15 protein-coding genes are annotated in these 20027 nt (G+C 72.2%); 10 read left to right on the top strand and 5 right to left on the bottom strand.

All coding sequences use genetic code 11. From position 1 onward, the window contains the following. Positions 1-568 precede the first annotated feature (568 nt). Positions 569-1315 carry a DNA-methyltransferase gene (locus tag ACFVU9_RS13085; RefSeq protein ID WP_387592891.1) on the top strand — a complete coding sequence of 249 codons (747 nt, stop codon included), beginning with the start codon at positions 569-571 and terminating at the stop codon, positions 1313-1315. Between the two features lie 90 nt (positions 1316-1405). Here ACFVU9_RS13085 and ACFVU9_RS13080 read toward each other — a convergent pair whose 3' ends face one another. After that, positions 1406-2341, bottom strand: coding sequence for a hypothetical protein (locus tag ACFVU9_RS13080; protein WP_387592888.1), 936 nt, complete (start codon positions 2339-2341; stop codon positions 1406-1408). 993 nt (positions 2342-3334) lie between these two features. Between ACFVU9_RS13080 and ACFVU9_RS13075 the strand changes: the two genes are divergently transcribed. Together ACFVU9_RS13075 and ACFVU9_RS13070 are read left to right on the top strand one after the other, a co-directional pair. Further along, on the top strand, positions 3335-4381 hold the full coding sequence (locus ACFVU9_RS13075) for an ISAs1 family transposase (protein WP_387592885.1): 1047 nt from the start codon (positions 3335-3337) through the stop codon (positions 4379-4381). Positions 4382-4543: 162 nt separating this feature from the next. Next, positions 4544-5659 (top strand): TIGR02391 family protein, encoded by a 1116-nt coding sequence (locus ACFVU9_RS13070; RefSeq protein WP_387592882.1) that lies wholly within the window; start codon positions 4544-4546, stop codon positions 5657-5659. 147 nt (positions 5660-5806) lie between these two features. On the opposite strand, the gene ACFVU9_RS13065 is transcribed toward ACFVU9_RS13070, so the two are convergent. The 4 genes from ACFVU9_RS13065 to ACFVU9_RS13050 all read right to left on the bottom strand — a co-directional run bounded on the left by ACFVU9_RS13065 (position 5807) and on the right by ACFVU9_RS13050 (position 9914). After that, positions 5807-7096, bottom strand: a complete 1290-nt coding sequence (locus tag ACFVU9_RS13065; protein ID WP_387592879.1) for an NAD(P)/FAD-dependent oxidoreductase — start codon at positions 7094-7096, stop codon at positions 5807-5809. Positions 7097-7224: 128 nt separating this feature from the next. Further along, positions 7225-7656, bottom strand: coding sequence for a nuclear transport factor 2 family protein (locus ACFVU9_RS13060; RefSeq protein ID WP_380495384.1), 432 nt, complete (start codon positions 7654-7656; stop codon positions 7225-7227). Positions 7657-7662: 6 nt separating this feature from the next. Next, positions 7663-8466: an MBL fold metallo-hydrolase gene (locus ACFVU9_RS13055; RefSeq protein WP_387592875.1), complete on the bottom strand. Its 804-nt coding sequence runs from the start codon at positions 8464-8466 to the stop codon at positions 7663-7665. Between the two features lie 164 nt (positions 8467-8630). After that, positions 8631-9914 carry an MFS transporter gene (locus ACFVU9_RS13050; protein WP_387592872.1) on the bottom strand — a complete coding sequence of 428 codons (1284 nt, stop codon included), beginning with the start codon at positions 9912-9914 and terminating at the stop codon, positions 8631-8633. 101 nt (positions 9915-10015) lie between these two features. Here ACFVU9_RS13050 and ACFVU9_RS13045 point away from each other — a divergent pair, with 101 nt between their 5' ends. The 7 genes from ACFVU9_RS13045 to ACFVU9_RS13015 all read left to right on the top strand — a co-directional run bounded on the left by ACFVU9_RS13045 (position 10016) and on the right by ACFVU9_RS13015 (position 19934). Next, positions 10016-11113 carry a DUF5937 family protein gene (locus ACFVU9_RS13045; RefSeq protein WP_380439251.1) on the top strand — a complete coding sequence of 366 codons (1098 nt, stop codon included), beginning with the start codon at positions 10016-10018 and terminating at the stop codon, positions 11111-11113. A 55-nt stretch (positions 11114-11168) separates the two neighbouring features. After that, positions 11169-12035 (top strand): PhzF family phenazine biosynthesis protein, encoded by an 867-nt coding sequence (locus tag ACFVU9_RS13040; protein WP_387592869.1) that lies wholly within the window; start codon positions 11169-11171, stop codon positions 12033-12035. A 316-nt stretch (positions 12036-12351) separates the two neighbouring features. After that, the gene (locus ACFVU9_RS13035; protein ID WP_380439248.1) at positions 12352-13611 is read left to right on the top strand and encodes an aminotransferase class I/II-fold pyridoxal phosphate-dependent enzyme; all 1260 of its coding nucleotides are present in this window, start codon (positions 12352-12354) and stop codon (positions 13609-13611) included. Then, entirely contained in the window at positions 13608-15212 is a 1605-nt protein-coding gene (locus ACFVU9_RS13030) for a carboxyl transferase domain-containing protein (protein ID WP_387592866.1), read from the top strand. The genes ACFVU9_RS13035 and ACFVU9_RS13030 overlap by 4 nt, the downstream gene beginning before the upstream one ends. 7 nt (positions 15213-15219) lie before the next feature. Next, positions 15220-17337, top strand: a complete 2118-nt coding sequence (locus tag ACFVU9_RS13025) for a biotin carboxylase N-terminal domain-containing protein (RefSeq protein ID WP_387592863.1) — start codon at positions 15220-15222, stop codon at positions 17335-17337. A gap of 39 nt (positions 17338-17376) precedes the next feature. Then, positions 17377-18621, top strand: coding sequence for an ATP-grasp domain-containing protein (locus ACFVU9_RS13020; RefSeq protein WP_387592860.1), 1245 nt, complete (start codon positions 17377-17379; stop codon positions 18619-18621). Then, positions 18618-19934 (top strand): MFS transporter, encoded by a 1317-nt coding sequence (locus ACFVU9_RS13015; protein ID WP_387592857.1) that lies wholly within the window; start codon positions 18618-18620, stop codon positions 19932-19934. The genes ACFVU9_RS13020 and ACFVU9_RS13015 overlap by 4 nt, the downstream gene beginning before the upstream one ends. Positions 19935-20027 lie beyond the last annotated feature (93 nt).

Below are 20027 nucleotides of genomic sequence, written 5' to 3'. Positions count from 1 at the left end.
CGCCGATCGCCGAAGCGGTACAGGGCAGTTGGCGGGGAACTATGAGGGCACGGGTGTGCCAGGGCATGCTGCATCGCAGCGGCTCCTTGCGGGATTCGTAGGAGGGCGCGGTGCCGGACTCTCGTGCGAAGAAGTCACCGGCACCGCGCCGGTCGTGAAACCGCCCTCGCTCAGGGCGGGCCCGGGTCAGAGGAGTTGGTAGCTCCCGGACGCCGGTCTCGGGTCACGCGCGGCAGCCAGCCGCGCTCGTAATCTCAGCCGGAACACGGAGGTACTCCTCGGAATCGGGGGAAGGAAGATGCCGCCCGCGTGGCTCCGCGAGACAGGGCAGCACAGGGCAACACGCGCCGGGCCCAAGCCCGTTCGGCCTGCTGCCGGGTTGGCATGGCGAGACAGTAGACGCGAAAGTCGGCCGCACCAAACGACCCCCGAGCAGGCCCGGCACCTGCGTCGCCGCTCGTTAGGTACGGCCGCCGATCGCCGCTACCTTCCTCGACATCCCCGCTCCCGGCGGCTGCCGCCAGGCGCCGCCCGGAGCGGGCCCAACCACGCCCTGAAGGAAGAACCCATGAGCTACAAGCTGCACCGAGGCGACGCTCTCACCGTCCTGAAGTCCCTGCCCGACGAGAGCGTCAACGCGGTGATCACTGACCCGCCGTACAACAGCGGCGGCCGGACCAGCTCCGAGCGCACCAGCCGCGACGCCCGCGCCAAGTACGTGACCTCCAACTCCGCGCACGACCTGAAGACCTTCCCCGGCGAGAACCGCGACCAGCGCTCGTACCGCTCCTGGCTCACCGACCTGCTGACCGAGGCATACCGGGCGAGCACCGAGCACTCGGTCGCGATGGTCTTCTCCGACTGGCGGCAGGAGCCCACCACCAGCGACGCGCTGCAGATGGCCGGGTGGACGTGGCAGGGCACCATCCCGTGGATCAAGCCCGCCAGCCGTCCGCGCAAGGGCGGCTTCAAGCAGTCCACGGAGTTCATCATCTGGGGCGTCAAGGGCACCCTCGACAACAGCCGGGACCTCTACCTGCCCGGCCACTTCATCGCCAGCCAGCCCCGCAGGGACCGGGTCCACATCACCCAGAAGCCGCTGGAGATCATGCAGCAGCTCGTCCAGATCTGCCCCGAGAACGGCACCGTCCTCGACCCGTTCACCGGAAGCGGCTCGACCGGCGTCGCCGCCCTGCGCGAAGGCCGGCGATTCGTCGGAGCCGAACTCTCGCCGCACTACGCCGACGTCGCCGAGCAGCGCCTGCGCGCCGAGCTGACCAAGGACGACTTCGTCCTCGCCGGACCGGAGGCGTGACGGTGAGAACCTCGGACAGCCGGCACCGACCGGCCTGCAGACCCACAAGGGCGGCTGGAGCATCAAGCTCCAGCCGCCCTCGCCGTTTCGTCAGGCCGCCTGAACCGCCCGCTCGATCAGCGGTCCCGCCTTCGTCAGGTCGGCCGCCGAGGCGATCCGCACCTCCAGGTCACCGGTGCCCAGGTGCCCGATCCCGCGCATGTCGCGCGTGAAGCCCTCCTCCAGCTCGACCGTGTCCGGGTCCAGGCGCAGGTACACCAGGATCACCCGGTGCGAAACCGAAGGCCGGAAGATCACGCTGGCCACGTTCTGCAGCCGTCGGTACGCGATGTAGTGCTTGAGGACGACGGTCTCCACCTCGCCCGACGCGGTGAGCACTTCGTCCAGCTCGCCGTACAGATCCCGGAGACACTCCGGTACGTCGGCAAGGACCGGCAGCTCGGCCGCCTCGACGGCAGCCGCCGGCACCGAAGACGTGGTCGATCTGCGCATGCCCGCCGAGCTGACGGCGGCGGAGACCGGCTCGACCCGCTGGAGGCTCAGCAGCCCGCCGTCGAAGATCCGGTAGCGGACCAGCTCGATCGGCCACTGCCGCCCCAGGTCACCAACGGCAACCCGGTCGTGGTGCGAGAACCCGGCCGCGATGCACAGCGCCCGGGGAGCACGCCAGTCGACAGACTCGGCCGCCTCCGGGCCCAGCTTCTCCCTGACGAGGGCCTCGAACTCGTGGCGGCCGCTCTTCACCCAGGTGAGGTAGGAGACGGCCTGCGAGACGACCCCGCTGTCGTTGCCCTTCTTGAACTCGATCACGACCGGCGCGCCGTTCTCGTCCAGACCCAGCGAGTCCACCCGGCCCCGGTGCCACGGACCGGTCGGGTACTCCGACGCCAGGAACCGGACGCCGAGCATGGCCTCCATGCTGGCCTCCACGCGGCGCTGCAGCTGCACCTCCAGCGCCACCGTCGAGCTGCGCAGCTCCACGTCCTGGCCGTCCGCCCCGAGCCGGAACACCTTCAGGTCAGCCACCCACGCCCCCTTCGCACGACCGTACGGAGGAACCAATCCAGAAGAGGAGCGACGTATTCCTCCTCACTCCTGTTCCTTTGGCTCAGGAGCCGGTGGCGCGCACTCATCGTCGGGTGGTGGCGGCGGTCGGGGCGGTTGGCTGACCGGACGGGACGCCGGCCGAGCCCTCTTTGGCAGTGGCGGCACCTCCCCGGGTCGGTTTGTAGCGTGCCGACAAGACCTCGCTAACTGTCCACCGGCTGTCCACCGGTCCCGCCGGGAGCTGTCTCGGTGGACAGCCGGTGGACGGACGCCTTTGGACGGTGCAACATGGGGTAGCACGGGTCAACCTGCCGCACGTGCTCTGATCAGGCAAAACGTCACGAGACGGCACGCAGGGCTTCGGCGAAGTCGCAGGATGTCCGATTCATGAGGATATGGCCTTAAGAGGTGAGAGGCATTCACGGGTACGGACGTCCAGCCCGAGACCCAGCCTTACGGCAGCTTCAAGCTGTCGATCAGTTGCACCTGGGGATCCCACGCCGCCGGGCGTTCGCTCACCGATCCACGCCAGGGGCAGCCAGCCTCAATCCATGCAGCTCGCGCGGCCATGACCCCTGCATTCGAGGCGTCCTCGTAGCCGAACTCGATGAAGCAGCAGCTGCAGATTGCGAACGACGGCGTCAGTCCGTCTGGACCCCAGGGGTCGAATCCCTGATCGAGCCCGCATACGGGGCAATGTGCTCCTGGCCTCGGTGTCCTCGTCACAGGCTGATGCTACGCGCCGCCGGACCCGGTCGCTGATGGTTGCCTGGGTGAGGCAGGCACGGCTTCCAAGATCATGGAGTTCTCTACGCCCCGTGATCCAAGTGGAAGACCGTGCCTGTCGACGCATCATCTCTGATCTCGCCTGCTCTTGACCAGCTCCGCGAGCAACCCGAGGTTGCTCTTGCCGAGGTTCCGGGGCTGTTGGAGCGGCTGGCCGCGGTGCCGGACCCTCGTGATCCGCGCGGGGTGCGACACGCGTTGGCCGCCGTGCTCGCGCTGACCGCGTGCGCCGTGTTGGCCGGGGCGACCTCGCTTCTGGCGGTGGGCGAATGGATCGCCGACGCCCCAGCCCAGGTGCTGGAGCACCTCGGCGTCCGCCCCGATCCGCTGATGCCCGAACGGCTCCTGCCTGCCGAATCGACGGTCCGTCGGCTGCTGGCCCGCATCGACGCCGACGCACTCGATCGGGCCGTCGGCCGCTGGCTCGCAGACCGCCGACGTGCGACCACCGGCCTACGCGGCCTGGCGGTGGATGGCAAGAGCCTGCGCGGCGCCGCCAAGGCCCATGGCCGCAAGATCCACCTCCTCGCCGCGATGGAGCACACCACCGGCCTGGTCCTGGCCCAATTGGACGTCGGTGAGAAGACGAACGAGATCACCTGCTTCCAGCCGCTGCTGGACACCGTCGCCGACGTTGCCGGCCTGGTCGTCACCAGCGACGCGATGCACACCCAGCGCGAGCACGCCGAGTACCTCCTCGGTCGACGCGCCCACTACGTCGTGATCGTTAAGGGCAACCAGAAGAACCTTCGCAAGCAGCTCAAGTCCCTTCCCTTGAAGCACATCCCGCTCCAGGGCCGCACCAAGGACAGCGGCCACGGACGCTCCGAGATCCGCCGGATCAAGGCCGCCACGGTGAACAACCTGCTGTTCCCCGGCGCCCGGCAGGCCATCCAGATCAAGCGTCGCCGCACCGACCGCAAGACGGGCAGGATCACCATCAAGACCATCTACGCCGTCACCAGCCTCACCACCAAACAGGCCACCCCAGCCCATCTCGCGAGGCTGGTCCGCGACCACTGGACCATCGAGGTCCTGCACCACGTCCGGGACACCACGTTCGCGGAGGACGCCTCCCAGCTGCGGACCGGTAGTGCGCCACGCCCGATGGCGACATTGCGCAACTTGGCCATCGGCGCCGTGAAGCGGACCGGCGTCACGAACATCGCCGCCGCCCTCCGCCGTAACGCCCGCGACCCGCAGAGACCACTCGGACTCCTCGGACTCGCGTGATCACAAACCGGACATCACCCGACTACGCCGAAGCCCTGACCGTGCCGCCGCCGCGGAAGGCCGATGACCAGCGGCTTCCGGGAGGCGATGAATCACGATGCGTCCCGGTGTGGTCGACGGATAGCCTGCCGTCCAGTACGGGACGAGCGACAGGTGGGGAACATGCGCATCACGGCTCCGGAGGGGATGCCGCGCCCGGCGGGCGGAGACGGGTACGAGCTGTTGGAGGCGCTGTTCTGGCACATGTCCGACAGCGGCGAATGGCCGACATTCGACACGCTGGACCGGACCCTGAACCGGAAAGGCATTGAATACGAGGTCGCGGTGCAGCAGTTGCCCGACGATCTGGTGTGGGGGATCGACACGAGACGCGGTGCTCTGCCGCAGAGCCACCAGCAGATCCAGCTCACCCCCGCCGGGCTGGCGAACTGCGAATCGGGTGGACCTGTGATCAGAGCAATGTTGCTGCTCCTGGAGCAGGCAGTAGGGGTTGAGAACGGCTGGGAGCCGGCCTTGGACCCAAAGCGCGGCGTAAGGCCGTCCATCGACTTCAACGCTTTTGTGGCGGGTCGCGACCCGAACACCATCGACGCTGACGTGATCGTCTTTGCCGCGAAGGTGTCCGTCACGGAACCTTGGTGCGTCAACCTGAGCTTTGGGGAGGGGCCGGAGTCGTGGGCTATCTCCTTCGACAGGCAGGTCAGGAAGTTTGCCGGGATCGGCGTCAATGATCTGCGTGGCTACTGGAAGCGCCGCCAGCAGGTCCTCGGGCGCACCGAGACATCGACCGCCACAGAGACGGCAAGCAGCAGTCTCGTCATGCCCGAACCTGCCCCGATGGCCGGGCAGGGTGACGAAGAGCTCTCACTCACCTGCCTTCTGCATCCGGCGATCACCGCTGTGTCCGCCCGCCGCTTTGAGACTGGGCACTACGCCGATGCGGTGTTTGCGGCGTTCAAGGCTGTCGAGTACCGAGTCCAGCTGCTTATGGGCTCAACAGAGATCGGCGAGAAGCTGATGGGCATCGCCCTCGGCACGAACGCCCCGCGGCTAGTCGTGACCCGCTCGACGGGCGCTTCGCTGCCCAGCGAGCAGAGCGGCATGCGGGACCTCTTCAAAGGGGCCATGCAGGCGCTCCGGAATCCGCGCGGTCACGGGGCGGACGAGTCGGACGATCGCGAGGAGGCACAGGAAACCCTGATGCTGGCCAGCTGGCTGATGCGTCGCCTCGACATCGCCGAGGCCGTCCAGACGGCGGCCAACCCTGTCGTGCCGTAGCGTCGTACGGATAACCGTCCTTCTCTGTGGCGGGGTCGGACGGATACAGCAGAGTCCCCGGAGACGCTTGGCGGTGTCACTCCGGGGGCTTTGCGTTGCCATCGGCGTGCGATCTCAGGTCGCGCGGCGGCGCGTATCCGTCCTCGCTCACACTTCCCCGAGAGGAACACTCGGGTCGGCCAAACGATCGGCGTTCACCGCCCGCTTCGACCGGATGAGTTCGCGGATCGGGTCGGTAACGTCCCCGACATTCATGTTCATCCCGGCGAGGACGCGGCCGTCCTTGAGCCAGAAGGCGATGAACTCGTTGGCCTCCACGTCCCCTCGGAACACGACCCGGTCGTAGCCGTCGGGCTCGACGTAGCCGAGGTATTCCATGCTCAGCTTGTCCCGCGAGGCCACCGGCTCGTTAGGATGCCGGGGTGTCCACTCGGCATCGGTGAAGAAGTACGGGACGCGGTCGTACCCGGCGTCGTCCCCGCCGAGCATCGCGCGGGCGGCGGTCTGGGGCTGGTTGACGGCGTTGGCCCAGTGCTCGACGCGGATGTGGCGGGCGAACAGCGGGTGGTAGGCGTTGGCGACGTCGCCGGCCGCGTAGACGTCGGGGGCGGAGGTGCGCAAGTGCTCGTCGGTCGTGATGCCGTTGTCGGTCTCCAGGCCGGCGGCCTCGGCGAGGGCCGTGGCGGGCGCGATGCCGATGCCCACGATGACGACGTCGGCCGGGACGGTGCTGCCGTCGCCGAGCCGGACGCCCGTCACCGTGCCGTCGGCGCCGGTGAGTTCCTCGACGCGGACCTCGAAGCGCAGGTCGACGCCGTGCGAGCGGTGCAGGTCGGCGAAGACCTGGGCGACCTCGCGCCCGAGCACGCGCAGCAGCGGGAGTTCGGCGGCCTCCAGCACGGTGACCTCGGCGCCCGCCTCCCGGGCCGCGGCGGCGGTCTCCAGGCCGATCCAGCCGGCGCCGATCACCACGACCCGGGCGCCCGGGCGCAGCGCCGCCTTGATCCGGTCGCTGTCCTCGACCCGGCGCAGGTAGAGCACGCCGTCCTGGTCGGCGCCGGGCACCGGCAGGCGGCGCGGCACCGAGCCGGTGGTGAGCAGGAGTTTGGCGTACTCGATCCGCCCGTCGTCGGCGAGGGTGACGGTGTGCGCGGCGGGGTCGATCGCTGAGACGGCCGTGCCGAGGCGCAGCGTGATGTCGTTCTCGGCGTACCACTGCGGCGGGTGGACGTAGATCTTCTCGCGGGGCGTCTTGCCGAGCAGGTAGCCCTTGGACAGCGGCGGCCGCTCGTACGGGCGCTCGTGCTCCTCGCCGATCAGGACGATGCCGCCCCGGTGCCCGGCCTCGCGCAGCGCCTGCGCGGCCTTGGCCCCGCCGAGCGACGCGCCGACGATGACGATCGGCCGCTCACGTCCGCTGTCGTCCGCGGTTCCCATGCTGAACTCCTCGCTCTCCGGCCCGGATCGACGGCCAGCCTGCCGCCTCGCCGGTGGCCTGTCGAGACCGCGCCGGGCGCGCCGCCACCGGCTCCCCCGTTCGGGTGAAGTCAGGTGAGGGGCGTGGCCTACGGTTGTGTCGCGTCGCGGACCAGGGCGGTGTCGGTGAATTGCTCGAAACGCACGATGCGGCCGCCGCGCACCACGAAGTGGTGGGCGACGCGCACCGCGAGGGGTTTGCCGGTGGTCTTGTGGACGGCCGTGTAGCGGGCCAGGACGACGACGTTCTCGCCGTCCACGACGTAGGTGTCGTCGTGGGCCGTCCAGTCGTGCCACTCGGCGGCGAGGCGTTCCATCACGTTGCCGGTGACGCCCTTGGGGGTGCGGTAGGTGCCGGCGAGGGGGAAGCCGGCCATCTCCGTCCACTCGATGTCGTCGGCGAGGGTGGCGCGCAGGGCGGCGAGGTCGCCGCGGGCGGAGGCGAGGTACTGGCGGCGGACGACGTCGGCGGGGGCGGCGGACTCGTTGAACGCGGCGGTCCCGCGCGGGATCTCGATCATCGTGGCTCAGCCCCAGGTCGTCTCGCCCATGGCGACCTTCGTGCCGAGGTCGACGGCGATCGCCAGGCCGAGGTCCGGGAAGCGCTTCTCCAGGGCCTGTTCGGCCGCGGCGGCGTCCGGGGAACGGCCGATCTCGGTCTCGAAGGCGCGCAGGTAGTCGCGGGTGTGGAAGACGGAGGTGAGGTTGGTGGGCGCGCCGGCGGTGCGGTGGCCGGCCGCGACGAACTGCGGTTCCAGCGCCTCGATGCCGTCCAACAGGTCGATCCAGGCCGCCCGTTGCTCGGGGGCGGGGGTGTCGGCGGTCCACACGTGCAGGCCCTCGAACAGCAGCACGCCGCCGAGGACGGCGTGGTGGTGGTGCTGCCACAGGTAGTGCCGGTCGGGCAGGTGGAAGTCGGCGCCGCGCAGTTCGAACCGGTGGCCCTCGAAGACGAGTTCGTCGCCGTGCAGGGGCTCGGGCCGCACGAGCCGGGTGGGCAGCTCGGGGCCGAGGTGCGCCCAGGCCCCGAGCTTGGCCTCGTAGGTGTCCTGGATGTGCTGGACGGTGGACGGGGTGGCGAGGAAGCGGGCCTCGGGGAAGGCGTCCTGGACCTCCTGCGCGCCGAAGTAGAAGTCCGGGTCGCCGTGGCTGACGAACACCGTGGTGAGCCGCTTGCCGGTGGCCCGGATCCGTTCGGCGAGGCGGCGGCCGTCGGAGCGGGTGAAGCCGGCGTCCACCAGCAGGGCGTCGTTCGGGCCGGTGACGAGGACGGAGGTCTTGTTGAGGGAGCTGTCCGGGCTGTCGATGACCTCGAAGTCGAGCGCGCTCATGCGCCCGCCTCCCTTCGGTCGGCAGGCGCTTCGCGCAACACGCACCTCTCGATGATTTGCTCGCTTCGCTCGCTCATGCATCTTCCTTCCGGGGACAGGCGTCGCGCCCAGGATCGGTGCTCGGCGGCCCGCCCGCATCCCGGGAAGGGCCGCCGCGGCCGGCGTCACTCCGCGGGTCCCAGCCGCAGCACCGCCACCGCCCCCGCGAGCGTGGCGACCGCCAGCGTGGACCACAGCACCCCGGGCCCGGCCGCCAGCAGGGCCGTCAGCACCGCGGGTGCCGCCGCCCTGCCCACGCCCATCGACAGCTCCCAGCGGGCCAGCGCCCGCCCGAGCAGGTGCGGCGGCGCCACGGCCGCCACCAGGGCCGTGCCGGAGCCGGTGTAGAGGATCTCGCCCAGCGTGAACAGCACCGCGACCACCGCGATGCCCGCCGCGCCCGGCGTGCCGCCCAGCGAACCGGCCGCCCAGAAGCCCAGGAACGACAGCGACAGCGCGAACCCGGCGGCCGCCATGACCACGCGCCGCGGCCGGTGCGCGAGGCGCAGCACCAGGGCCAGCTGGAGTGCGAGCACCAGCACCGTGTTGCCCACGAAGACGCCGGACGACCACGCGGGCGAGGCCTGGAGGTGCAGCACGAGCAGCGCGGGCAGGGCCACCTCCAGCACGTCGAAGCAGAAGGCGTACGGCACGTTGGCGAGGCTGAGCAGGGTGATCCGCCGCATCGGCGTGCGGGGGCCGGCCTGCGGAGCGCCGACGGGAGCGGAGGGAGCGGGCGGAGCCGTCACCCGCAGCGAGCGGACGAGGGCGGCGGCGCCGAGGCACGTCACGCCCGTCACGCCCGCGAGCAGCCGGATCGCGCCCTCGCCGCCGGTCACCGCGACGGTGGCCAGCAGCGCGCCCGCGCCCATCCCGGCGTTGCGCAGCGAGCGCCCGGCGGCCAGCGCCGCGTCCCGCAGCCGGCCCTCGGTCAGGGTGCTGACCACGGCGGCGTGGGTGGCCGGCCAGGACTGGCTGCCCACGCCGATCAGCACGGCCGCCGCCGTGAAGCCGGGCAGTCCGCCGGCCGCGAGCAGCGCGAGCGCGCCCAGCGACCGCACCGCGAGCGTCGCCGCGGCCGGCAGGGTGCGGGCGCCCCGGTCGATCCACCGGCCGGTCAGCGGCACCACCATGAGGCCCACGACCATGCCGAGGGTCATCGCGAGGCCGGCCCCGCCGGCGGTCAGGTGCAGCACCTCGATGCCGTAGAGCAGCAGGAACGGGCGCAGCAGGCCGGTGCCCACCGCGTCCACGAGCAGGGCGGCGGCGTAGCGGGGCCCGCCGGCGGCGGTGAGCAGGGTGAGGAGGGCGGACGGGCCGCGGCGGCTCGTGCCGACCGGCGGCGCGGGCGGCTCACCGGCCCGGGCGGCGGCGTGGTCGTGGACGGACTTCTCCTGGATCAGGCTCATGGCCGACACCGTGCGCCCCGGCCGGCCGCCGGGGCACGTCGATTGACGGTTCGCGTCAATCGACGGCGGGGTGCATCAGGCCTGGTGGGAGGATTCCTTCCGTGAGCTTGACCATCGACATCACCGGACTGCCCGACGAGCGCCTCGTCTTCACGCCGTCCCCGCTCGCCGAGCTGAACGCGATGCTGCACGTCCTCGCCGAGCCCGGGCACCACCCCGCGCTGCACGGCTGGGCCTCCTCCACGGCCGCGACGATCCCGCCCGAGCTGTCGGAGCGGCTGCTGGAGGCGGACTTCCTCTGGCGCTCCTCCCGTGCGGACTTCCTCGTGCCCGGCCTGCCCGGCGCCACCCTCGCGGAGGAGCTCGACGCCGTCGACCGGGTCGACGACGAGCTGTACGTCACCGCCGCGCTCATCACCACGTGCGGCTCCTCCAGGCTCACCCGGCGGATGGCCTCCCCGCTGAGCGATCCCGTCGCGAACGAGCGGGCCCGCGAGCTCGCCCTCGCCCGCGGCCCCCGTCAGGCCGCGTTCGCGGACCGGCTGCTGGCCGACCCGCCCGCCGTGCGCGCCCTGGTGCGGCGGATGCTGGAGGACTGCGGGTCGGCGTTCTTCGCCGACGCCTGGCAGCGCGTCCTGCCCGACCTCGCCGCCGACGCCCGGCGCAAGGCCGACCTGGTGCGCCTGCGCGGCGCCGGCGAGGCGCTCGCGGCGGTATCGCCGTCCGTCGCGCTGGAGCAGGGCGCGGACGGCCGGCGCCGGATCGTCGTCGACAAGCTCCAGGACAACGCCACCAGTGGGGTGGCGAGCGGGGGAGTGACGTTCATCCCGACCGCGTTCGGCCGTCCGCACCTGCTCGTCGTGCACGCCCCGGGCTGGCGGCCGGTCGTCCAGTACCCCGTGGCCGAGGCCGGGCTGCCGGAGCCGGTCTCGCTGGCGCTCGTCCAGCAGCGGCTGGAGGCGCTCGCCCACCCGATCCGGCTGCGCCTGGCCCGGACGATCGCCCGCGGCCCGCACACCACCGGCGAACTCGCGGCCGCCTGGCAGCTCTCGGCCCCCGAGGTCTCCCGCCACCTCGCCGTGCTGCGCAAGGCCGGACTGCTGGTCACCCGGCGGCGCGGGCGGTACATGCTGTACGAGCTCGACCTGGCCGGCAGCGCCCGGCTGGGCTCCGACCTGCTGGAGGCCGTCCTGCGGTGACCGGGGGAACGGTGACCAGGGGGAACACGGCCGTGGCGGCCCGCGTTCGTCGGGCATGACCCGTGACACGTCCTCGACCACTCCCGAGATCCTCCGTTACACCGCCTTCGCGACCCGCCCGGAGGGCGGCAACCCGGCCGGCGTCGTCCCGGACGCCACCGGGCTGTCCGACGGGCGGATGCTCGCCATCGCCGCCGAGCTCGGCTACTCGGAGACCGCCTTCCTCACCCCCGGCACCGGCCGGGGCGCCTACGCCGTCCGGTACTTCAGCCCGCTCGCCGAGGTGCCGTTCTGCGGGCACGCGACCGTGGCCTCGGCCGTCGCCCTCGCCGCGCGCACCGGCCCCGGGCGGTTCGTCTTCAGCACCGCGGTCGGGGAGGTCCCGGTCGAGGTGGCAGCGGACGCGGACGGCGTGCTGCGCGCCACCCTCACCAGCGTCGAGCCGAAGGTCGAGGACGTGAGCGAGGGCGACGTCGCCGAGGCGCTCGCCCTCCTCGGCTGGGCCGCCGCCGATCTGGACCCGGACCTGCCGCCCCGCGTCGCCTACGCCGGGGCCCGTCACCTCGTGCTCGCCGCCGCCACCCGCGACCGCCTGGCCCGCCTCGCGTACGACTTCGACGGCCTCGCCGCCTACATGACGGCCCGGGACCTGCTGACCCTCCAGCTGGTGTGGCGGGAGAGCGCGCACGTCTTCCACGTCCGCGACCCGTTCCCCGTCGGCGGCGTGGTGGAGGACCCGGCCACCGGCACGGCCGCCGCCGCGTTCGGCGCCTACCTGCGCGAGCTGGGCGCCGTCGGCGCGCCGGCCGTCCTGACGCTCCACCAGGGCGAGGACCTCGGCCGCCCGGGTCTGCTGCACGTCGAGCTGCGCGAGGGCGACGCCCGCGTCCGCGTCTCGGGCGCCGCCGTCCCGATCCGGTAATCCCGGGTTCCCACCCGACCGGTCGGTCGGCACAATGCGCCCCGGTTTTTATCCAATGGCCCGAGGGGTGTCAATGGCGGCCGACCGGCAAATATTTTCCGGTGCACCCGGCGCATACCGGTCTGTCCGTTTTGCGAGGCGGCAAATAGTTTCCGGTTGACAGTCGTTCCGGGGTATTGAATTCTTTGGATCAATGCTTCCGTTCGCTGAGCGGCGTTGCCCTTTCCCCCAATGACCCCGATGGTCCCGAATGACGTCGTCATTCCGGGTGGCTTCGCCTTGCATTTTTGTACCGCAATCCGACAAGGAAACCGGCGTGCACACTTACCTGAACCTCAAGAAGTCCGCGCGGATCAGCCACGACTTCTGGGAGGTCACCTCCGAGGCCGGGATGTTCGACATCGTGGTGTCCGGCCTCGGTGACGGGCGGCACCGGGCGCTGGCCGACGGCCACGAGTTCGTGAACATGTCCTCCTACTCCTACCTCGGCCTCGACACCCACCCCCGGATCGTGCGGGCCGCCGCCGACGCAGTGCTCGCCGAGGGCGCGCTCAACAGCTCGACCTCCCGCATGCGCATCCGCTTCGGTTCGCTGCGCGACGCCGAGACCGCGCTGTCCGAGCTGTTCGACGTCGAGGCCGTCACCGTCGCCTCGTGCGCCGCCGCGGCCTGGGCGAGCCTGCCGCTGCTCGCCTCCGGACTGCTCACCGACGACGTGCCGCCGCTGATGGTCTTCGACAAGAACGCGCACTTCTGCCTCAACGCGCTCAAGCCCGCCGTCGCCGACGAGGCCGAGATCGTCACCATCGCGCACAACGACATGGCGGCCCTGGAAGACCTCTGCCGCAAGCACCCGCAGGTCGCCTTCGTCGCCGACGGCGTCTACAGCACCGGCGGCGCCGCCCCGATCGCCGAACTGCTGCGCCTCCAGGAGAAGTACGGGCTGTTCCTGTTCTTCGACGAGGCACACGGCGTCTCCACCGTCGGCGAGCGCGGCCGCGGCGCCGTCCTGGAGGAGATGGCCGCACGCGGCGGCATGAACGACCGCACGCTGATCATCACTTCGCTCAACAAGGGCTTCGGCGCGTCCGGCGGGGCGATCTTCCTCGGCCGCAACGGCGATCAGAAGCGCCGTGACACCGCGCTGCGCAACGGCGGCCCGCTGATGTGGTCGCAGCGCATCAACACCGCCGGCTTGGGCGCCGTCATGGCCTCCGTCGAACTGCACCGCTCCCCGGAGCTGAAGGAGCTCCAGCTGCGGCTGCAGGACAACATCTCCCTCTTCGACTCGCTCGTGGACACCTCGTTCAGCGGCGACGGCCTGCCGATCCGCTTCGTGGACATCGGCTCCGAGGAGGCCACCATCCGCCTCGCCGGGGAGCTCCTGAAGCGCGGCTACTACACCTCGCCGATCTTCTTCCCGGTCATCGGCCGCGGCAAGGCCGGCCTGCGCCTGATGCTGCGCGCCAACATGGCCGAGGCGGAGATCCGGGACTTCTGCACCGCCCTCAACGACGGCCTGCGTGCCGAGGGCCTGGCAGCCAAGGCCGCAGGCGCCCAGGAGCAGCGCCGATGACCGTCCTGCAGTCCCACGTCGACACCTCCTCCGAGGCGTTCCGCCGCAACTCGGCGGCGTTCGACGAGAAGCGGCAGGTCATCGCGCGGGCCAGGGCCACCGCCGTGGCCGGCGGCGACGAGCGCTCGCGGCGGCGCCACACCGAGCGCGGCAAGATGACCGCCCGTCAGCGCGTGCACCGGCTCCTGGACCCGGGCACGCCGTTCATGGAGCTGGGCCAGCTGGCCGGGCACGAGGTCTACGACGAGCACGTGCCCTCGGCCGCCCTGGTCACCGGCATCGGTGTGGTGAGCGGCCGGCCGGCCGTGATCTTCGCCAACGACGCGACCGTCAAGGGCGGCAGCTACTTCCCGCTGACCGTCGAGAAGCAGCTGCGCGCCCAGAACGTGGCCCGCGAGAACGGCCTGCCCTGCATCTACCTGGTCGACTCCGGCGGCGTCTACCTCCCGCTGCAGGAGCACCTGTTCCCGGGCGAGCACCACCTGGGCCGGATGTTCCGCAACATCGCCGAGCTGTCCGCCCTCGGCCTGCCGCAGATCGCCGCGGTCATGGGCAGCTGCACCGCCGGCGGCGCGTACATCCCCTCGATGTGCGACGAGACGGTGATCGTGCGCGGCACCGGCACGGTGTTCCTCGGCGGCCCGCAGCTCGTGCGCGCCGCCACCGGCGAGATGGTGGACGCCGAGACCCTCGGCGGCGCCGACCTGCACACCCGGGTCAGCGGCGTGGCCGACCACCTGGCCGAGGACGACGAGCACGCGCTCGCGATCGTCCGGGAGATCATGGCCCGCGACAGCCGCCCGGCACTCGCCCCGCCGCCGCGGGCCCCGCGCCCGCCGCTGTACGACCCGGCGGAACTGCCCGGCATCGTCAGCGCGACCCTGCGCGAGCACATCCCGGCCAGGGACGTCCTCGCCCGCCTCCTGGACGGCAGCGAGCTCGTCGAGTACCGCGCCCGCTACGGCCCGACGATCGTCTGCGGCACCGGCCACATCGGCGGCTACCCGGTGGGCGTCCTGATCAACGACGGCGTCCTCTTCCCGGAGAGCGCCCAGAAGGCCGCCAACTTCATCGAGCTGTGCACCCAGCGGGACATCCCGCTGCTGTTCCTGCACAACATCAACGGTTTCATGGTCGGCGCCGAGTACGAGGCCGACGGCATCGCCAAGCACGGCGCCAAGCTCGTCAACGCCGTCTCCACCGCCAAGGTGCCCAAGTTCAGCCTGGTCGTCGGCGGCAGCTACGGCGCCGGCAACCTCGCCATGTGCGGGCGCTCGATGGGCCCGCGGCTGATGGCGATGTGGCCGAGCGCCAAGTCCACGGTGGTCGGCGCCGAGCAGACCGCGACGGTGATGGCGCTCCTGCGCAGCGACCAGCTGGCGAAGGAGGGCAAGATCCTCTCCCCCGAGGAGGAGGAGTCGATCAAGCGCCCCATCATCGAGACCTACGAGCGGCAGTCCCACCCGCTCTACTACGCCGCCCGGATGTGGGTGGACGCCGTGGTGGACCCGACCGAGACCCGCGAATGGCTGGCGCTGTGCCTGGCCATGTCCGTCGACGCTCCCAAGCAGGAGACGCGCTTCGGCGTGTTCCGGATGTGATGACGAAATGATCAAACGAGTCCTGATCGCCAACCGCGGCGAGATCGCCCGGCGGATCGCCCGCACCTGCCGCCGCCTGGGCGTCGAGTACGTCGCCGTGCACTCCGACGCGGACCACCGCTCCGCCCACCTCGAAGGCGCCGTCGAACGCGTCCGGATCGGGCCGGCCGCGGCCGCCGAGAGCTACCTCGACGTCACCGCGCTCGTGGACGCGGCCTTACGCACCGGCTGCGACGCCGTCCACCCCGGCTACGGCTTCCTCTCCGAGCACCCCGGCTTCGCCGCGGCCGTCGCCGCCGCCGGGCTGGTCTGGGTCGGCCCCGACGCCGAGATGATCACGGCCATGGGCGACAAGTCGACCGCCCGCGCCCTGATGGCCGCCGCCGGCGTGCCCGTCCTGCCCGGCTCCGAGACCGCCACCGAATCGGCGGAGGCGATCCTCGCCGACGCCGAGCGGATCGGCTACCCCGTGATGCTCAAGCCCGTGGCGGGCGGCGGCGGCAAGGGCATGCGCGTCGTGCGCGCCGCCGCCGAACTGCCCGACGCCGTCGCCGAGGCCGTCCGGCTCGGCCGCAGCAGCTTCGGCGACGGCCGGCTGCTCGTCGAGCGCTACGTCGAGCGGCCCCGCCACCTGGAGGTCCAGGTCTTCGGCGACCGCCACGGCAACGTCGTCCACCTCTTCGAGCGCGAGTGCTCGCTGCAGCGCCGCCACCAGAAGGTCGTCGAGGAGGCCCCGGCCGCCAACCTGCCCGACGCCGTCCGCGCCGAGCTCCTGGAAGCGGCCGTCCGCGGCGCCCGTTCGCTCGGCTACGTCAACGCCGGCACCTTCGAGTTCATCGTCGACCCGGCCGACCGCTGCTACTTCCTGGAGGTCAACACCCGCCTCCAGGTGGAGCACCCGGTCACCGAGGAGATCACCGGCGTCGACCTGGTCGAGTGGCAGCTGCGCGTCGCCGACGGGCAGCCGCTCCCGCTCGCCCAGGACGAGATCACCGCCACCGGCCACGCCGTCGAGGTCCGCGTCTACGCCGAGGACCCGGCCGAGGGCTTCCGCCCCGCGCCCGGCCGCGCCGCCGCGGTGCGCTGGCCGGCCGGCGTCCGGGTCGAGGCCGCCTTCGACGACACCGCGACCGGCCACGGCACCGGCGCGGCCGGATTCGACGCGGGATTCGACACCGGCCTCGACGCCGGATTCGATGCCGGACTCGACCCCTTCGAGCCGGAGTTCGGCGGATCCGCCTTCACCGGCGGCGCCGAGGTGCCCGCCTTCTACGACCCCATGGTCGCCAAGCTGATCGCCCACGCGCCCGACCGCCCGGCCGCGCTGCGCCGCCTGGCCGACGCCGTCCGCGGCACCGCCCTGCTCGGCCTGACCACCAACCTGGGCTTCCTCGTCGAGCTCCTGCGGGCGCCCGCCGTCGTCGCCGGCCGGATGGACACCCACCTGGTGGACGCCCTGGTCGCCACCCCGGCGGAGGGCAGCACCACCCCGGCCGAGCGCGCCGAGGCCGCCGCCGCGTGCGCGGCCGCGATGCAGCTCCCGCCGCTCGACGGCGCCCCCGCCTCCCCCTGGCAGGGCACCGTCGGCCCGTCCGACCGCCGCCGGCTCGACCCGGTCGCGCCGTTCGGGCGGGTCGAACTGCGCCACGGCAGACGAACCCTGGGCGTCGGCCTCACCGCCCGCCGCGGCGCGAGCGTCGAGGTGCAGGTCGAGGGCCGGCCGTTCACCGTCGCCGCCACCGCCGTGCCCGGCAGCCCGGGCCTGTTCCGCGGGACCGTCGACGGCCTCGCCTGGACGGGCCTGCGCACCGCGGCCGGCTGGGAGCTCGGCATCGACGGGCACCGGGTGGCCCTGGCCGACCGGAGCGTCGCCGGCGCGGGCGCCGCGGCCGCCGACAACGCCGTCAAGACGCCGATGCCGGGCACCGTGGTCGGCCTCCTCTGCGAGGTCGGCGACCGGGTCGAGGAGGGGGCCGCCCTCGTCGTCGTCGAGGCGATGAAGATGGAGAACCGCATCCTCGCGCCCTTCACCGGCGTCGTCACCGCGATCACGTGCGCCGTGCGCGACCTGGTCGCCACCGAGCAGGTCCTGGTCGAACTCGCGCCCGCCGACGACGACGCCTGACCCACGCACCACCCACCCCCTGGAGCAAGGAGCCCTCGCATGTCCGCAGGAACCGACCCCGCCACGCTGTTGCTGGTCGGCGGGGTACGGGCGGTGTCGCTCGGCCTCGACATGGCGGAACTCGCCCTCGACCAAGCCCACGAGCGGGGGCTGCGCACCCACCTCACCAACCAGGAGGCGGTGCTCGCCGCCACGGAGGCGGTGACCGGCCGGGCCGGCGCCGTCTCGGCGGTGGACTTCACCGTCCCCGGCGAGACGGCCGCCTGGGCGCGCCGCCAGGTCGCGGACGGTACCCGGTTCGACGCCGTCCTCGCCCTCCAGGAGATGGCCCAGGTCGCCGCCGCCGACACCGCCGAGGCCCTCGCGCTGCCGGGCAACCCGCCGGAGGCCGTCCGCCGCGTGCGCACCAAGGACGCCTGCCGCGAGGCGCTCGCCGCGGCCGGCTTCCGCCAGCCCGCCGTCCGCCTCTGCGCCGGCACCGACGAGGCCGCGGCCTTCCTCGCCGCGTCCACCGGGCCCTGGATCGTCAAGCCCCGGGACGCGATGGGCAGCACGGGCGTGAGCCGGATCACCGGCCCGGACGGGCTGGCGGACGCCGTCGCCCTGCTGCCCGGCACCGGCCCGTTCCTGGTCGAGGAGTTCGTCGAGGGCGCCGAGTACAGCGTCGAGGGGCTCTTCCTCGACGGCGCGCCGGTCGTCCTCGCCGTCACCGAGAAGGAGAAGGTCGAGCCGCCGTTCTTCGTCGAGGTCGGCCACATCCTCCCGGCCGAACTCCCGGACGCGCGGCGGACGGAGATCGAGCGGACGGTCGCGGCGGCGCTCGACGTCCTCGGCCTGCGCCGCGGCGCCTTCCACGTCGAGCTCTGGCTCGGCCCCGACGGCATCGTGCTCGGCGAGGTCCACAACCGCTACGGCGGCGACTGGATCCACCGCATGCTCGGCCACGTGATCCCCGGGTTCCAGGTCTACGGCCTCATCTACGACGACCTGCTCGGCCTCCCGCGCGAAGCGGCCGACCTGACGCCGGTCCGGGCCGCCGCCGCCCGCTACCTCGCCCCGCCGCCGGGGAAGGTCGTCGCCGTCGACGGCTGGGAGGAGGCCGCGGCCCACCCCGACGTGCTCCGCGCCGAACTCGCCGTCGCGCCCGGCGGCACCGTCCGCCCGCTGCGCACCTCCGGGGACCGGGCCGGCGTCATCGTCGTCGGCGCCGACACCCCCGCCCAGGCCCGCAAGCTCGCCCGCGAACTCGCCGACTCGGTCCGCTTCACCGTGGAGTCCGAGTGACGACGACTGCCACCGCCCCGCCGGCGGCGAGTCTGCTGCGCCGGCTCACTGCGTCGTTGCTGCCGGGCTCCCGGCAGGGCCGGATCATGGCCGCCGGCACCACCGTGGACGCCGTGGCCAACGGCCTCTACCTGGCCACCGCCACGCTGTACTTCGTCCACTACCTGAACATCAGCGCCGTCGCCGTCGGCACCGCGATCGCCTCCGCCAACGTCGTGGGCCTGATCAGCCCGCTGGTCTTCGGGCCGGTCGCCGACCGGTTCGGCGCCCGCCCGGTCTACGTCGCGCTCACGCTCGCGCGCGGCGCCGGGTTCATCGGGTACGCCCTGGTCGGCAGCTACGCCGGGTACCTCGTCGTCACGTGCTTCACCATCGCGGCGGCGCGGGCCTGTTCACCGCTGCTGCAGGTGATCGTCGGCGAGTTCGAGGGGGCCGCCGAGCGCACGAAGACCATGGCCTCGCTGCGGGCCATCACCAACATCGGCCTCACCGCGGGCTTCCTGCTGGCCGCGCTGGTGCAGGCCGCCCACTCCCGGGCCGCGTTCGTCGCCCTGTTCCTGTTCAACGCGGCGGCCTTCACGGCGGTGGCCCTCGCCGTGGTGCGGGCCGGCCGGGTCGCGGGCGGTGCCGAAGCGCCGGCGCCCGCCGCCGGGGCCGCACCGGCCGAGGCCGCCGCGACGGGCGGATCGCCCTACCGGGACCGGCGGTTCCTGCTGGTCACCGCCGCCAACGCGATCCTGATGCTGCACGACTGCGTGCTGTTCATCCTGCTCCCGCTCTGGGTGGTGGAGCGGGCCGGGCTGCCGGCCAGCGCCAGCTCCGGCCTGCTGGCGATCAACACCGTCCTCACCGTGGTGCTCCAACTCTCCGTGGGCCGCCTCGCGCAGGGGCTCGCCAGGGCGCTGAAGATGCTCCGCGTCGCGTGCCTGTTCCTGGTGCTGGCCTGCGCGTTCTTCGCCTTCGCCGACGGACGGGGCGAGTACCTGGCGCTGGGGGCCGCGGTGGTCGCCGTCGCGATGCTGACCGTCGGGGAGAACCTCCACGCCGTCTCGCGCTGGGAGATCTCCTACGAACTCGCGCCGCCGGCGGGCCGGTCCAGCTACCTGTCGCTGTTCAGCACCGGCATGAGCGCGCAGCTGATCATCGGTCCGTTCCTGGCCACCGGCCTGCTGCTGCCGGCCGGCGCGGCGGGCTGGGTGCTGCTCGCCGCGCTGTTCGCCGGGGCCACCGCCGTCACCGTCCTCGCCTCGCGCGGCGCCGTCGCGGCCGAGCGGGCCACCTCCACGGCCGAACCGGAGGCGCTGACCAGCTGATGTCACTCTGTGTTGCTTGAGTAGGTATATAGTTGCTTGATTGAATACACGCCAGGAGTTAGGCTCCCCTGAACGTGCCGAGGACACCCCTCC

Source organism: Kitasatospora sp. NPDC057936, from assembly GCF_042887525.1.
In the GTDB taxonomy this organism is placed as follows: Bacteria; Actinomycetota; Actinomycetes; order Streptomycetales; family Streptomycetaceae; genus Kitasatospora.
Note: the sequence above shows the minus strand (reverse complement) of the source record. Positions and strands in the feature narration are given on the sequence as shown.

What these genes read in the sequence shown, in the direction of transcription:
- ACFVU9_RS13060 (WP_380495384.1), bottom strand. Translation starts at nt 7,656, where the DNA reads ATGATCGAGATCCCGCGCGGGACCGCCGCGTTCAACGAGTCCGCCGCC.
- ACFVU9_RS13025 (WP_387592863.1), top strand. Translation starts at nt 15,220, where the DNA reads ATGATCAAACGAGTCCTGATCGCCAACCGCGGCGAGATCGCCCGGCGG.
- ACFVU9_RS13085 (WP_387592891.1), top strand. Translation starts at nt 569, where the DNA reads ATGAGCTACAAGCTGCACCGAGGCGACGCTCTCACCGTCCTGAAGTCC.
- ACFVU9_RS13020 (WP_387592860.1), top strand. Translation starts at nt 17,377, where the DNA reads ATGTCCGCAGGAACCGACCCCGCCACGCTGTTGCTGGTCGGCGGGGTA.
- ACFVU9_RS13055 (WP_387592875.1), bottom strand. Translation starts at nt 8,466, where the DNA reads ATGAGCGCGCTCGACTTCGAGGTCATCGACAGCCCGGACAGCTCCCTC.
- ACFVU9_RS13040 (WP_387592869.1), top strand. Translation starts at nt 11,169, where the DNA reads ATGACCCGTGACACGTCCTCGACCACTCCCGAGATCCTCCGTTACACC.
- ACFVU9_RS13065 (WP_387592879.1), bottom strand. Translation starts at nt 7,096, where the DNA reads ATGGGAACCGCGGACGACAGCGGACGTGAGCGGCCGATCGTCATCGTC.
- ACFVU9_RS13050 (WP_387592872.1), bottom strand. Translation starts at nt 9,914, where the DNA reads ATGAGCCTGATCCAGGAGAAGTCCGTCCACGACCACGCCGCCGCCCGG.
- ACFVU9_RS13070 (WP_387592882.1), top strand. Translation starts at nt 4,544, where the DNA reads ATGCGCATCACGGCTCCGGAGGGGATGCCGCGCCCGGCGGGCGGAGAC.
- ACFVU9_RS13030 (WP_387592866.1), top strand. Translation starts at nt 13,608, where the DNA reads ATGACCGTCCTGCAGTCCCACGTCGACACCTCCTCCGAGGCGTTCCGC.